Raw genomic sequence first — 14,494 nt, 5'->3', positions numbered from 1 at the left:
CGGGCTCCCGATTCTTTATTAGTGTTTAAAGTGAGTTCAAAAACGCCAGCAGCGCGGCACGCTGTTCGGCGTTGAAAGACAAAACCTGTTGCTGCGCCTTCTGTGCTTCGCCGCCATGCCAGAGCACGGCTTCGAGCAGATTGCGGGCGCGGCCGTCATGCAGAAACTGAGTGTGGCCACTGACCGCCTGCGTCAGGCCGATCCCCCACAACGGCGGGGTGCGCCAGTCGCGGCCGGAGGCCTGGAATTCAGTGCGGTTGTCGGCCAGGCCATCGCCCATGTCATGCAGCAGCAGATCGCTGTACGGGCGAATCACTTGATTGGCCAGTTCAGGTTCGGCCGCGTTGGCGGCGGTGGTGTATCGGGGGGTGTGACAGGACTGGCAACCGGCCTGGAAGAACAGGTTCTTGCCGGCCAGCACTTGTTCGTCGTTGACGCCACGACGTGCCGGCACCGCGAGGTTGCGGGTGTAGAACAGCACCAGGCGCAGGATGTTATCGCTGACTTCCGGCTCGCCATCCGGACCATTGCCGTTCGGCGCCTGTTTGCAGGCGGTTTGCGCGTCGGTGCAGTCATCGAACGGTCTCAGGCTGGTGGTGAGGCCCATATCACCAGAAAACGCGTGAACATTCTGTTGATTGAGGTTCGGCTGCCCTGCTTTCCAGCCAAATCGACCCATGACGGTCTTCTGCAACGCGTCATCCCACACCCGGTTCGGGCGCCCATTGATACCTTCGTTGTCTTCGGCTTGGGCGGCTGCGTTGGCGAGAATCGCTTCTTCCGGGATCGCTTCGAGCAGGCCGAGACCGATCATCGGCGGCGCGACGCGGGCCGAGAAACGTGTGTCCGGGTGCATCGGGCCGTAGCCCAGTTGGCTGAATTGCAGAACCGGTTTACGCAGTTCCACTTCAGTGCCGTCCTTGAAGCGAATCGGCACCGGCGTGTACTCGACGCGCACCTTGCCTTCAGGTGTGACACCGGGCACGGCCATGTCCTGGAACTGCCCGCCGTAGACCGGCTCCGGCACCACGCCAACCTGTTCGATGACTTTGGCAAACTGCGCTGTATTGGGGATCGACAGTCTGACCAGCATCGACACGGCGTTGGGCGCGTCGGGCGGTGGTGGATGGCCGCGGCCATCCTTGATATGGCAGCCCTGACAGGCATTGGTATTGAACAGCGGGCCGAGGCCATCGCGGGCGGTGGTGGTCGACGGGGCGATCACCCACGGGCTGCGGAAAAAACTGTTGCCGACACTGAAGTCGACCCGGCGCGACGGCGGCAGGTTGGCCGAGGGCAGGGAAAACGCATTCTGATCAGTCTTGCGCACGGTCGCCGCACCACCCGAACGTGCTTCACCCGGCTCGGCCTTGGTAAAACGCGGGGCGTCATCGCAGGCACTCAGGCTCAGGGCCAGAAACAGTGCGGACAAGCGAAGAGGCAGCGAGGGCATCAGACATCCTGCGGACGGGCGAAAATAAAGGCGCAAAGTCTAACAGGGCGAGGGGGTTTGAATAAGAGGAATTATCGTTTGCTTGATACAGCGCAGTGATTTGGAGATACGCAGTCGCCTCTGTGGGAGCGGGCTTGCTCGCGAAAGCGGTGTGTCAGTCAGCTCATCTGTGTCTGACCCGGCGTTTTCGCGAGCAAGCCTGCGCCCACAGGGTTGTGTGTATGGCAGGCATGAAAAAGGCGACCCGAAGGTCGCCTTTTTTGACGCAGACGCTGTGATCAGAACTCGTGATCAGCGTTGTCCGGGTTCAGGTCGCTGATGCCCAGTTTGCCGGCAGCGGCTTCGATCGAGCCGGTCTGCTTGACCAGCGAAGCGATGGCGTCACGCACGATCTGGTTGCCCGCCGTGTTGCCCGCGGCGATCAACTGGTCGTAGTGCTCGCCCTTGTTGGCGTGATCGACCATGACCTGGATCTTGGCTTCAGTCGCGGCCAGATCGGCTTTCAGCGCGGTGTCGGCAGCCGGGTCGGCCTTGGCCACCAGCGACGACAGGCTGGCGCCGGTCATTTTGGTGCCATCGACACGGGTGTACTCGCCCAGGTACACGTTACGAATGCCTTTGGCGTCGTAGAAGTGCGAGTTGTGGGTGTTGTCGCTGAAGCAATCCTGTTCGTCTTCCGGCGAGTTGGCTTCCAGGGAAACCTTCATGCGCTCGCCCGCCAGTTCACCCAGGGACAGGCTGCCCATGCCGAAGAGCATTTTGCGCAGACCGCTTTCGGCCGGTTCGGCTTCCAGGGTGGCGCGGTAGTTGTCGGCCACGTTCGGTTTCCAGTTGCCGACCATCTCTTCCAGGTCGCTGACCAGCAGTTGGGTCACGGCTTTGAGGTACGCACGGCGACGATCGTTGTGACCGCCGGTAGCGCCGGCGCCTTCCAGGTAGTCCGAAGCCGGACGGTTGCCAGCGCCCGGGCCGGTGCCGTTCAGGTCCTGGCCCCACAGCAGGAATTCGATGGCGTGGTAGCCGGTGGCGACGTTGGCCTCGGAACCGCCCAGCTCGTTGAGGCTGGCGAGTTTTTCCGGGGTGATGTCTTTCACGTTGACCTTGTCTTCGCCGACCTGGACTTCAGTGTTGGCGATGATGTTGGCGTTGGCGCCCGGGTTGCCCAGTGCATGCTCGTAGGATTTGTCGACGTAGTCGATCAGGCCTTCGTCCAGTGGCCAGGAGTTCACCTGACCTTCCCAGTCGTCGATGATGGTGTTGCCGAAGCGGAACACTTCGCTCTGCAGATACGGCACGCGAGCGGCAACCCAGGCAGCGCGAGCGGCTTTCAGCGTCTCGGCGTTCGGCTTGGCGAGGAACGCGTCGATAGCGGTTTGCAGGGTTTTCGCGGTGGATTCGGCATCGCTGTAGACGGCGAAGACCATGTCGGCGTAGTGCGCGACCACAGCCTTGGCGGCGGCTTCATCGACTTTACCGGCGGCGGCAGGTGCTGCTGCAGCGGCGGTGCTGGCGGCCGGAGTCGGCGCGGCCGGGGCGGCAGCCTTGTCTTTGCCTTCGCCGCAACCGGCGAGGGAAATAGCGATGGCCAGCAGACTGGCGGTAGCCAGAGGCATACGAATCATGGCGAACATCCTGCTTCGGTAATTGAATGGACAGGGCGCGGGGGTGCGCAAAGCTGCGACATAATGCAAATCTTTCGCATTATGTGTAAAGGGCTGTGGCTGGAAATATTTCTTGTTTAGCCGAGGGTTATGCGCTGCATCAAAGGATCGCTGCGTTGCTGCGCTGGGCTTGTTTGAGATAGGCGCTCAGTTCCCGGGCCGGCAGCGGCTTGCTGTAGTGATAACCCTGACCTTCGTGACAGCCTTCGGAGATGATGTAGGACTCTTGCTCGGCGGTTTCCACGCCCTCGGCGATGACCTGCATGCCCAGGCTCTTGCCCAGTTGAATGATCGCGCGAACGATGGTCGCATCGTCGTCGTCATCCAGCAGGTCCTGGACGAAGCTCTTGTCGATCTTGATTTTGTCCAGCGGCAGGCTTTTCAGATAGCTGAGCGATGAATAGCCGGTGCCGAAGTCGTCGATGGCGATCAGTGCCCCGGAGCGGCGCAGGCTCAGCAGATGCTGTGCGGCCGTGCTGATGTCTTCCATCAGGCCGGTCTCGGTGACTTCCAGTTCCAGGCTGCGCGGCGGCAGGCGGTATATCTGCAGCAGGTTGTTGACCACCCGTGGCAACTCTGCGTGGTGCAGTTGCACGGTGGACAGGTTGACCGCCATGCGCAGATCGACGAAACCCTGATCGTGCCATTCGCGCAATTGCTTGCAGGCCTGATCGAGTACCCACTCGCCGATCGCGATGATCGTGCCGTTCTGCTCGGCCAACGGGATGAACAGGTCCGGCGGCACCAGCCCGTGTTCCGGGTGCTGCCAGCGAATCAGCGCTTCGACCCCGACCACACGGTGATCGCGGTAGCTGATCTGTGGTTGATAGACCAGATAGAACTGATCGCGAATCAGCGCATCGCGCAGGTCTTTTTCCAGTTCGCGGCGGCGGCGCATTTCGCTGTCGACGCTGGCGATATAGAACTGATAGCGGTTGCGCGAACGGGTCTTGGCCAGCGTCATGGTCTGCTCGGCCTTCTGCAACAGCTTCTCGGTGCTGTCGCCGTCCTCGGGGAACAGGGTAATGCCGATGGTCGCGCGCAGGCGGATTTCCTGATGGTCGAGGGCAAACGCCGCTTCCAGATCATCGAGGATGCTCTGCGCCAGTTCCGCCGCCTCGTAAGGCTGTTCTATATCGGCCTGCACCAGGGCGAACTGGTCGCCACCCAGACGGGCGAGGGCGCCGAGGCGGCCACTGTGGGCGCGCAGGCGATCGGCCAGTGCCAGCAACAACTGATCGCCAGTCTGGTAGCTGAACTGCTCGTTGATCCCCTTGAAGTCATCCAGCCCCACACACAACACCGCGACCCGGCGTTGCAGCTTGCCGGCATCCACCAGAATCTTGTCCAGTTGCTGCTGCAATTGCTGGCGGTTGGGCAGGCCGGTGAGGAAGTCGTACTGGGCCATGCGCAGCAGGCTGTTTTCCGCTTCATGGCGCAGATGGGTGTTGCGTTCAATGGATTCGAGCAACTGGTTGGCCGTGTTGATCCAGATGCCGAGTTCGTTTTTCTCGTGGCCCTTGAGCTGCGGAATCTTGTGCTCGCTGGGGCGATCCGGATTGATTTCGGTCAGGTGCTCAATGATCCGCGACAGCGGTTTGGTCAGCAGCCAGTGATAGACCAGGTACAGGACCAGGCCCATGGCCAGGGCGCGCAATACGCCGGAAATGAAAATGATCACCGAACTGACGATGAAGCTCTCGCCGTAAGTGGCGGTATCGAGGGTGATGCTCAGGTCGCCGTAATACTCGCTATAGGGACCGCGCCCGACCAATTGTGTGGTGAAGGTGCGTTCCTGGCCGAGGATCAGGTCGGTCAGCCAGCGGCTGTTGGAATGCTGCAACTCACGGGATTTTTGCGCGAGCATCGCCTCGTTGGGATGGCCGATGGAGGCCTGACGCACGGCATCGTCCTGAAACAGGCCTTCGATCACCTGCATGCCCATCTCCCGGTCCAGGCTGTAGACGGCCTGGGTCGATGGGTCACGGAACATGTCGAGGATCCGTTGGGCGTCGCCGGCCACAGCCTGGCGGGTCTTGTAGGCGTCGAAGACGATCTGGGCACAGCTCAAGACAACGCCGACGATCAATGCCGAAAGGAGCACGACCCGGAGCAACTTCACCGACAAGCTGTTCTTGAGTTCCAGCTTCAAAGGGTTATTCCTTGTTCCGTGCGGGTAGCGTCAAGTTGCCATGAGTATTGGCAATCCCGTGTTGGCAGTCAAAGGGACAATCAAGCCCAGGGATATTTGCCTGTGGCGTTGGCCGAAATGCAGCTGCCTGGAGTTCTTACCCTGATCGTACTGTGTCGGTAGTTTGAGCCTGCAACTTGAGGGGAACGGGAGAAAATTTCCTCTGTTTGATGTTAGCCCGCCATGGCGTGGCGGCAAGGGGACGAAGGCTGCTTTCCTGGTAGGAAACACGCTACCCACTGATCAAGATCGCAGCCTGGGGCAGCGTCTGGAGAAACCAAAGGCATAAAAAAACCCGGCAATGCCGGGTTTTTTGACTCGCACGCAGCTTAAGCGGTGAAGGCTTTGCCTTCGAACTGCTCAGCAACGAACTTCCAGTTGACCAGGTTCCAGAACGCTTCAACGTACTTCGGACGCAGGTTACGGTAGTCGATGTAGTAAGCGTGTTCCCAGACGTCGCAGGTCAGCAGCGGGGTGTCGCCGCTGGTCAGCGGGTTGCCGGCGCCGATGGTGCTGGCCAGGGCCAGGGAACCGTCAGCCTTTTTCACCAGCCAGCCCCAGCCGGAACCGAAGGTGCCGATCGAGGTTTTGCTGAACTCTTCCTTGAACTTGTCGAACGAACCGAAAGCAGCGTTGATGGCATCAGCCAGTGCGCCGGTTGGTTGACCGCCGGCGTTTGGCGCCAGGCAGTTCCAGTAGAAGGTGTGGTTCCAGACCTGAGCGGCGTTGTTGAAGATACCGCCCGAGGAAGATTTGACGATTTCTTCCAGAGTCTTGCCTTCGAACTCGGTGCCTGGCACCAGGTTATTCAGGTTCACGACATAGGTGTTGTGGTGCTTGTCGTGGTGAAATTCCAGGGTTTCCTTGGAAATGTGCGGCTGCAGGGCATCGTGTGCGTAAGGCAGCGGCGGCAATTCGAAAGCCATGATGATTCTCCTAATCAGGTCTGTTGCGGTGAGCGCAAGGCCGATCACGGGCGGCCAGAAATGCACCGACGAGTTTTTACTCTTTGCGGCGCAGGGTTCGGATCATAGCACCGGGGTCAAGGCTTAACCACGCAACAACTGTGTGGGATAGAGGTTCCAGAGCTGTTTGGAATAAATCAGCTCGCCAATATCAATTGCCCCGCTACCGTGAACATCATCAGTGCGACCACCAGATCGAGAATCCGCCAGGTACTCGGCCGGGCCAGCCACGGTGCAAGCCATGCCGCGCCCAGCGCCAGGGTGAAAAACCACAACAGCGAGGCACTCGCCGCACCCACCACATAAGCCCCCGGCACCGATTGCTGCGCGCCGAGCGAGCCGATCAGCAACACGGTATCCAGATAAACGTGCGGGTTGAGCAGCGTCACCGCCAGCGCACTGAGCATCACCGCCCGCAGCGAACGCACGGTCTGATTTTCGCCCTGATCCAGACTCTGTTTCGAGCATGCACGTCGCAGCGCCTGGCTGCCGTACCAGATCAGAAAGACTGCACCGCCCCAGCGCGCCACTGCCAACAATGTCGGGTTCTGCGCAAGGATCGTCGCCAGACCAAACACTCCGGCGGCCACCAGCAGCGCATCGCAGGCCACGCACAGTGCCGCCACCGGCAGGTGGTGTTCGCGGCGCAGGCTCTGGGCAAGGACAAAGGCGTTCTGGGTGCCGATCGCCATGATCAGCCCGAACGCCACCAGCAAGCCGTTCACATAGCTTTGCCACATAAGGTTCACTCCGCGTTGGCTGCGAGATCGCGCAGAACGTGCATGGCACGTTCGGCGTCGGCCTGACCGACAAACAAATGATCGTGGTAGTAGCCGGCGATCACGTTGCAACTGATCCCGGCCTTGCCCAGTGCCGTGGCAAACGCGGCGGTAAGCCCGACTGCCTCCAGCGCCGAATGCACGTTCAGGGTGATCCACGCTGCCACGTAGTCGAAACTGAAGCCGGCGCGTTCAGCGTTGGCGCGGTCCAGGATCACGGTCAGGCCTTCCTGTTCGCGAAAGCTGCCGACAATCTCCAGGCCGTTCGGCAACTGGCCGTCGCGCAGGGTGCAGAACACGTATTCGCCGGCGTTGAGCTGCGGGCTCATGCTGCGCAGCAAGGTCGTGAGTGAGGTTTCGCCAGCCATTGGAGTTGATCCTTGATAAAGAGTGCTTGCTGGCTATTCTCCGGTTGAAAGCGGTATAAGAAAAACCAATAGTGCTGATCGCTCATTAGGAAAACTGATGTTCGACTACAAATTGCTTTCCGCTCTGGCCGCCGTGGTCGAGCAGGCCGGATTCGAACGTGCCGCGCAGGTGCTGGGCCTGTCGCAATCGGCGATCTCGCAGCGAATCAAACTGCTGGAGGCGCGGGTTGGCCAACCGGTGCTGGTACGTGGCACGCCACCGTCACCGACCGAGATCGGCCGGCGTTTGCTTAACCATGTGCAGCAGGTGCGCCTGCTTGAACGTGATTTGCAAACGCTGGTGCCGGCGCTGGATGAAGCAGGGGTGCCGGAACGCCTGCGCATTGCGCTTAATGCCGACAGCCTCGCCACCTGGTGGGCCGAGGCGGTGGGGGATTTCTGCGCCGCACAGCATCTGTTGCTTGATCTGGTGGTAGAAGACCAGACGGTTGGGCTCAAGCGCATGCGTGCCGGTGAAGTGGCCGCGTGCCTGTGCGCCAGTGAACGACCTGTCGCCGGTGCGCGCAGCGTGTTGCTCGGCGCAATGCGATACCGCGCGCTGGCCAGTCCGGCGTTCATCGAGCGGCATTTCCCCGACGGCGTGCGTGCCGAGCAACTGCCACGCACCCCGGCGCTGGTGTTCGGCCCGGACGACTTCCTCCAGCATCGTTACCTCGCATCGCTCGGCGTCGATGGCGGATTCGAGCACCATTTGTGCCCGTCCTCCGAAGGTTTCATCCGCCTGACCGAGGCCGGCCTTGGCTGGGGGCTGGTGCCGGAACTGCAAGTGCGCGAGCAACTGCAACGCGGGGTGTTGCGTGAACTGTTGCCAGATAAACCGATCGATGTGCCGTTGTACTGGCATCATTGGCGCAATGGCGGTCAGTTGCTGGGGTTGCTGACCGAGCAATTGGTACGTTCTTCACCACAATGGCTGGTGGCTTGAAAGCAGCTGCGAGCGTCAAGCTGCAAGCGGCAAGTAAAGCGCTGCGCACCGTTTTAGACTTGCAGCTAGAGGCTTGATGCTCGCAGCTGCTTTTTTGTTGGAGTTTTGCATGAAAATTCTGGTCACCGGCGCAAGCGGCTTCATTGGCGGACGCTTTGCGCGTTTCGCTCTGGAGCAGGGCCTGGACGTGCGGGTCAACGGTCGCCGGGCCGAAAGCGTCGAGCATCTGGTGCGCCGTGGTGCGGAGTTCGTCCCGGGCGACCTCACCGATGCGGATCTGGCGCGCGATCTCTGCGCCGACGTCGAAGCGGTGGTGCACTGCGCCGGTGCCGTCGGCTTGTGGGGGCGTTATCAGGACTTTCATCAGGGCAACGTGCAGGTCACCGAAAACGTCGTTGAAGCCTGCCTCAAGCAGCGCGTGCGCCGGCTGGTGCACCTGTCGTCGCCGTCGATCTATTTCGATGGCCGCGATCACCTTGGCCTGACCGAAGAGCAAGTGCCCAAGCGCTTCAAGCATCACTATGCCGCAACCAAGTATCTGGCTGAGCAGAAGGTCTTCGGCGCGCAGGAATTCGGTCTCGAAACCATTGCCCTGCGTCCGCGCTTCGTTACCGGCGCTGGCGACATGAGCATCTTTCCGCGTCTGCTCAATATGCAGCGCAAGGGGCGTCTGGCGATCATCGGCGACGGCCTGAACAAGGTCGATTTCACCAGCGTGCAGAACCTCAACGAAGCGCTGCTCGGCAGTCTGCTGGCGGCGGGTTCGGCGCTGGGCAAGGCCTACAACATCAGCAATGACGCACCGGTGCCGTTGTGGGACGTGGTCAATTATGTGATGCGCAAAATGGATGTGCCGCAGGTCACCAAGTACCGCTCGTACGGCCTGGCCTACAGCGTTGCTGCGCTCAACGAAGGCGCCTGTAAACTCTGGCCGGGGCGTCCGGAACCTACGCTGTCGCGATTGGGCATGCAGGTCATGAAGAAAAATTTCACCCTCGACATCAGCCGCGCCCGGCATTATCTGGACTACGATCCGAAAGTCAGCCTGTGGTCGGCCCTCGATGAGTTCTGCAGTTGGTGGAAAGCTCAGGACATCCGCTGATACAAGTCGGCCGGCCGGCAATGAACCGCTCTGCCGCTTGAGGGTCAATCCCTGCGGCTGCGGCAGTTATACTTCGCAGCATTTAGCCATCACTGCGTTCCACAAAGGTTGCCTCAATGTCCATGCGTAACGATGCCAACGACGATTTCGACGATGTACCGAGCCTGCGGGCCGACACCTTTGACGACGATGACATTGCGCCCACCGCCCGCACGGCCGTGCACTCGCGCACGCCACCGGTGGTCAAGGTCAAGGCCGCAAGTACCGGGCCGCTGTGGGCACTGGTCGGCGCGTTGTTCTTCGCCTTCATCGGTCTGGCCTGGTGGAGCTTCCAGCAGATTTCGCTGATGGAGCAGCAGTTGGTCGCCACCCAGGAAAGCTTTGCGCGCATCAGCGAGGAAGCAGCGGGGCGCCTGCAGGACATTTCCGGCAAGGTGGTGGCGAGTCAGAGCAACGTCACCAGCGACAGCGAAGCGTTGAAGCTGCAGATCAAACAGCTGGAAGACAAGCTGGTGGATCAGAGCAAGCAGCAACAGGGCGTGGTCGGCCAGGCCAGCGATCTGGACAAGCGCCTGGCGCAGATGACCGCGCAGACCACTGAGCAACAGAACGCCAACACCCAGTTGCAGGCTCAGGTCAAAGCCTTGAGCGCCGAACTGGCGGCCCTGAAAACTGCACCGGCCGACACTGGCAAGGTCGACGCGCAGCTCAAGAGCTATGACGCCCAGCTGAAAAGCCTGGGCGCTGATATCACCGCGCTGAAAAAGCAGGGCAATTCGAACGCGGCGATCGAGCGTCTGGAGCAGGAAATCGTGGTCCTCAAAAGCGAGCAGGACAACCGCCCGGCAACGCCACAGGGTGGCGGCAACACCGCTGAGTTCGATGCGTTCCGTGGCCAGATGACCCGTAATCTCAACACCCTGCAAGCGCAGATCCAGAACCTGCAGCAACAGATCAACGCCCGGCCATAGGGCCTGAGTCAGCCACACCTGAGGTGGAAATATCTTCGTGGTAAAGATACCTCTGTGGTGAAGCTGTTTCTGTGGTGAGCGGGCAAGCCCCCTCGCCACAGACATCTGCTGCAATCTTTCGACTTGCGCTGAATATCCATGCATCACCCCAAGCCGTCTACGCTCTTGAAACACCAACAAGAACGAGGGATGCGTTATGGGGTTTTTGCATAAAGTGGCGTGGCTCGGTGTGATGCTTCTGGTGGGGGTGGGACAGGTCAGCGCCGCCACTGCGCAAAAGGACGACAGCAAGGCGGCCATCGCTTTGCTGGAAAAGGCCCTGGCCTATTACCACGACAACGGCGACAAGGCCTTCGCCGCATTCAGCCGTCAGGGCGAGTTTGTGGACAAGGATCGCTACGTGTTCGTGCTCGACACCAAAGGCGTGATGCTTGCCAGTGGCGGGCCATCCTCTGCCTTGATCGGTCGCGATGTGAGCGAAGTGCTCGGGCCGGATCTGCAAAAGGCCTTCAAGGATGCGTTGCTGGTGCCCGAAGGCAATGGTATCCAGCAAGCCGAGTACCGCTGGCAGAATTGGGCGGACGGCAAGGTCGAGCGCAAGCACGTCTACTACCAGCGCATCGGCCAGCGGATCCTCGCGGTCGGCTATTACCTGCCGCGAGCTTCGGCGGAACAGGCCAAGGCGCTGCTTGATAAAGCCGCGACTGACCTGGGCAAGGACGAGAAGGGCACGTTGACGGCAATCAACTCGCTCAAGGGTGGTTATCTGCAGGATGACCTGTACGTGTTCGTGGTCGATCTGGATACCCGGCGCTACGTGGCCCACGGCACCAACCTGCGGCTGATCAACACTGATTTCAGCAAGATCAAGGACCCGGAAGGCAAACCGGTGGGCGAGCCGATTCTGGCGCTGATCGCCAAGCAGGATGACGGCGAATACGAATACCGCTGGAAAAACCCGGTGACCGGCAAGGTCGAGGACAAGCATGCCTACCTGAAGAAGGTCGGGCACTTTCTGGTGGCGGTGGGTTACTACAGCCCTTGAGTGAAACACTTTCCCCTGTGGGAGGGGGCTTGCTCCCGAATGCGGTGTGTCGTTCAACAGTCATGTCGACTGACACACCTTCATCGCGAGCAGGCTCACTCCTACAGGGGATCGCGGTGTTGCTGCTATTTGGCGCCGTGCTCCCGCCCGCGCAACAGCTTGTTCGGCATCGCGATCGCTGCCGCCAGCCCCAGCAACGACACTGCCGTGCTCACCCACAGCAAATGCCGGAACGTCACCGAAAGCTCTGCGCGCAAGGCGTTCTGCGCATCGCCCGGGGCCGCGTTCAAACCGTCGAGCAGTACGTTGCCCGAGTGCCCTTCGCTGATCAGTGAATTGCTCGCCAGATGGGCGAAACTCGAATCCTGCAACAAGGCCAGCAACAGCGCCGACATCAACGCCACCCCCACTGCGCCACCCAATGAGCGGAACAGGTTGGTGGTGCTGGTGGCGACGCCGATGTCGCGTTGTTCCACCGAGTTCTGCGTGCCTACCAGTGAAGTCGGGAACTGCATGCCGCCGGCAATACCGCTGAGCAACATGAACAGACTGCTGACCAGCGTTGCATCCGGTGGGGTGAACGCCATGCCGAGTATCGAGATCGGCATCAGCATCGCGCCCGTCAGAATCTGCGGTTTGTAGCGCCCGGTCACCGAGGTCCGACGCCCGGCGAAATAGGCGCCAATCGGCAGCCCCATCGCCAGCGGCAGCAAGTGCAACGCCGCCGCATCGGCGCCGGCACCGGTGACGCTCTGGAAGCGCAGCGGCATCAACACGATCAGTGATATCGCCTGGAAACTGGTGAAGAAAATCGTGCACCAGCACAGCAGCGCGTTGCGATTGGTGAACAGATGCATCGGCAGCAAAGGCTCACGCGCGCGGCGCTCATGCCAGACGAACACCGCCAGCACCAGCACGGCACAGGCGAACAATCCAAGCACTTCGCTGCTGCGCCACGAATGGCCCTGGCCGACCTGAGTGATGCCCAGCAGCAACGCAGTCAGGCCGATGATCATCAGCAGGGTGCCGAGATAGTCGATGATCGGCTTGCGTTGCGGTATCGGCAGCCCACGCAGGTTGCGCCGCGCGACCCAATAGGCGCCAAGCCCCAGCGGCAGGTTGATCAGAAACACCCAGCGCCACGACAGGTATTCGGTCATGTAGCCACCGAGCACCGGCCCGGCGACGCTGGCCACCGCGTACATGCTGCTGAAGTAACCCTGATAACGGCCACGTTCGCGGGGCGGAACAATGTCGCCGATGATCGCCTGGCTGACCGAAATCATCCCGCCGGCACCAATGCCCTGGAGAATCCGCGCCAGCACCAGTTGTTCCATGCTTTGCGCCATGCCGCAAAACAGTGAGGCCAGGGTAAACAGGCCCATGCCGAACAGCATCAGTTTGCGCCGCCCGTACAAATCGCCGAGCTTGCCGTAGATCGGCACGGCCACGGTCATCGCCACCATGTACCCGGAAATTACCCAGGCCAGCAGGCTGACGTCTTTGAATTGTGCCGAGATGGCGGGCATCGAGACGGCGACGATGGTCTGGTCCAGCGCGCCAAGAAAGATCGCCAGCATCAGCGCGACCAGCACGCTGCGAATGGCCGGTTTGGGTGTTTCAGGCTGGTGAAGATTGGTCACGGGCGGAACCTGCGTGCAGTGATGATCCCGCAGGTCGCAAGGCGAGCGGGAGATGCTCGCCAGTGTAAGTCGATAGCAGGCTATTCGATAGCCTCATACGGAAGTCCGACGTAATTTTCTGCAATGGTTTTTCGACCCGCTTCTGAACTGACAAAGTAGTCCAGTTCCGAGGCGCTGATCCGCTGGCTGAAATCGTCATGCTCGTCGAAGCGGTGCAGCATCGAGGTCATCCACCAGGAAAACCGCTCGGCTTTCCATACCCGGCGCAGGCAGATCTGCGAGTACTTCTCCAGCAGGTCGGTGCGGCCCTCGCGATAGACCTTCAGCAGAATATTGAACAGCGTACTGACATCACTGGCGGCCAGGTTCAGACCCTTGGCACCGGTGGGCGGAACAATGTGCGCGGCATCGCCGAGCAGAAACATCCGCCCGTACTGCATCGGCTCGACGACAAAACTGCGCAGCGGCGCGATGCTTTTTTCGATCGACGGGCCGGTGACCAGTTTTTCGGCGAGCTCCACGGGCAAGCGTGTTTTGAGTTCATCCCAGAAGCGTTGATCGGACCAGTCTGCGACGTTTTCTTCGGCCGGCACTTGCAGGTAGTAACGGGTGCGCGTGGCCGAGCGCATGCTACACAGGGCAAAGCCGCGTTCGTGGCGGGCGTAGACCAGTTCCTCGTGCACCGGCGGGGTGTCGGCAAGAATCCCCAGCCAGCCGAACGGATAGACCCGTTCGAAAATCTTCAGGCAGTCCTCGGGAATCGACTGCCGGGCTACACCGTGAAAACCGTCGCAGCCGGCGATGTAATCGCAATCGACGCGCCAGGTTTCACCATCCTTTTCGAAGGTGACAAACGCTTCGTCGCTTTTCATGCCGTGAGGAACGACATGGCTCGCCTCGTAAATCGTCGGCGCACCGGCCTCCCGACGAGCGGCCATCAGGTCGCGAGTGACCTCGGTCTGACCGTAAACCATGACGGTTTTTCCCCCGGTCAAACCCTGCAGATCGATGTGGGCCAGACGCCCGTCCAATGCCAGATCGAAGCCGGCGTGCACCAACCCTTCAGCATCCATGCGCGCGCCCACTCCGGCCTGACGCAACAGCTCTACCATGCCTTGTTCAAGCACGCCGGCGCGAATTCGCCCGAGTACATAGTCGGGTGTCTGGCGTTCAAGAATCAGGGTGTCGATGCCAGCGTTGTGCAGCAACTGGCCGAGGAGCAATCCGGAGGGGCCGGCGCCAATGATGGCGACTTGGGTTTTCAGCGTTTTCATTGTTTTTATGACTCGCAAGCTTCACGCGGTATGAACCGGAGAATGATTTTTATGGAT

General features: G+C 60.7%; 12 protein-coding genes. 4 read left to right on the top strand and 8 right to left on the bottom strand.

Features of this window, described 5'->3' with window-relative positions; all coding sequences use genetic code 11:
* Positions 1 to 25: 25 nt before the first annotated feature.
* The 6 genes from AC0J41_RS20225 to AC0J41_RS20200 form a co-directional block, all read right to left on the bottom strand.
* Entirely contained in the window at positions 26 to 1,453 is a 1,428-nt protein-coding gene (locus AC0J41_RS20225; RefSeq protein ID WP_473013430.1) for a di-heme oxidoreductase family protein, read from the bottom strand.
* A gap of 278 nt (positions 1,454 to 1,731) precedes the next feature.
* Positions 1,732 to 3,075 carry an imelysin family protein gene (locus AC0J41_RS20220; protein ID WP_473013429.1) on the bottom strand — a complete coding sequence of 448 codons (1,344 nt, stop codon included), beginning with the start codon at positions 3,073 to 3,075 and terminating at the stop codon, positions 1,732 to 1,734.
* A 139-nt stretch (positions 3,076 to 3,214) separates the two neighbouring features.
* Complete coding sequence (locus AC0J41_RS20215) at positions 3,215 to 5,266, bottom strand: putative bifunctional diguanylate cyclase/phosphodiesterase (RefSeq protein ID WP_025111677.1); 2,052 nt, start codon at positions 5,264 to 5,266, stop codon at positions 3,215 to 3,217.
* A 368-nt stretch (positions 5,267 to 5,634) separates the two neighbouring features.
* Positions 5,635 to 6,231: a superoxide dismutase gene (locus AC0J41_RS20210; protein ID WP_025111676.1), complete on the bottom strand. Its 597-nt coding sequence runs from the start codon at positions 6,229 to 6,231 to the stop codon at positions 5,635 to 5,637.
* A 176-nt stretch (positions 6,232 to 6,407) separates the two neighbouring features.
* Positions 6,408 to 7,010, bottom strand: a complete 603-nt coding sequence (locus AC0J41_RS20205; RefSeq protein WP_473013428.1) for a LysE/ArgO family amino acid transporter — start codon at positions 7,008 to 7,010, stop codon at positions 6,408 to 6,410.
* A gap of 5 nt (positions 7,011 to 7,015) precedes the next feature.
* Positions 7,016 to 7,417 carry an ACT domain-containing protein gene (locus tag AC0J41_RS20200; RefSeq protein ID WP_473013427.1) on the bottom strand — a complete coding sequence of 134 codons (402 nt, stop codon included), beginning with the start codon at positions 7,415 to 7,417 and terminating at the stop codon, positions 7,016 to 7,018.
* A gap of 97 nt (positions 7,418 to 7,514) precedes the next feature.
* On the opposite strand from AC0J41_RS20200, the gene AC0J41_RS20195 reads away from it, so the two are divergent.
* The 4 genes from AC0J41_RS20195 (at position 7,515) to AC0J41_RS20180 (ending at position 11,520) form a co-directional block, all read left to right on the top strand.
* On the top strand, positions 7,515 to 8,402 hold the full coding sequence (locus tag AC0J41_RS20195) for a LysR family transcriptional regulator ArgP (protein WP_473013426.1): 888 nt from the start codon (positions 7,515 to 7,517) through the stop codon (positions 8,400 to 8,402).
* A 109-nt stretch (positions 8,403 to 8,511) separates the two neighbouring features.
* Positions 8,512 to 9,504 carry an NAD-dependent epimerase/dehydratase family protein gene (locus tag AC0J41_RS20190; protein WP_473013425.1) on the top strand — a complete coding sequence of 331 codons (993 nt, stop codon included), beginning with the start codon at positions 8,512 to 8,514 and terminating at the stop codon, positions 9,502 to 9,504.
* Between the two features lie 116 nt (positions 9,505 to 9,620).
* Positions 9,621 to 10,475, top strand: a complete 855-nt coding sequence (locus tag AC0J41_RS20185; protein WP_473013424.1) for an ATPase — start codon at positions 9,621 to 9,623, stop codon at positions 10,473 to 10,475.
* Between the two features lie 196 nt (positions 10,476 to 10,671).
* Complete coding sequence (locus AC0J41_RS20180) at positions 10,672 to 11,520, top strand: cache domain-containing protein (RefSeq protein WP_473013423.1); 849 nt, start codon at positions 10,672 to 10,674, stop codon at positions 11,518 to 11,520.
* 125 nt (positions 11,521 to 11,645) lie between these two features.
* Here AC0J41_RS20180 and AC0J41_RS20175 read toward each other — a convergent pair whose 3' ends face one another.
* Positions 11,646 to 13,163: an MDR family MFS transporter gene (locus tag AC0J41_RS20175; protein ID WP_025111669.1), complete on the bottom strand. Its 1,518-nt coding sequence runs from the start codon at positions 13,161 to 13,163 to the stop codon at positions 11,646 to 11,648.
* An 80-nt stretch (positions 13,164 to 13,243) separates the two neighbouring features.
* Entirely contained in the window at positions 13,244 to 14,437 is a 1,194-nt protein-coding gene (gene pobA / locus AC0J41_RS20170) for a 4-hydroxybenzoate 3-monooxygenase (protein WP_473013422.1), read from the bottom strand.
* Positions 14,438 to 14,494: the final 57 nt, after the last annotated feature.

It is taken from the genome of Pseudomonas sp. Arb-4-2C, assembly GCF_055755015.1.
Note: the sequence above shows the minus strand (reverse complement) of the source record. Positions and strands in the feature narration are given on the sequence as shown.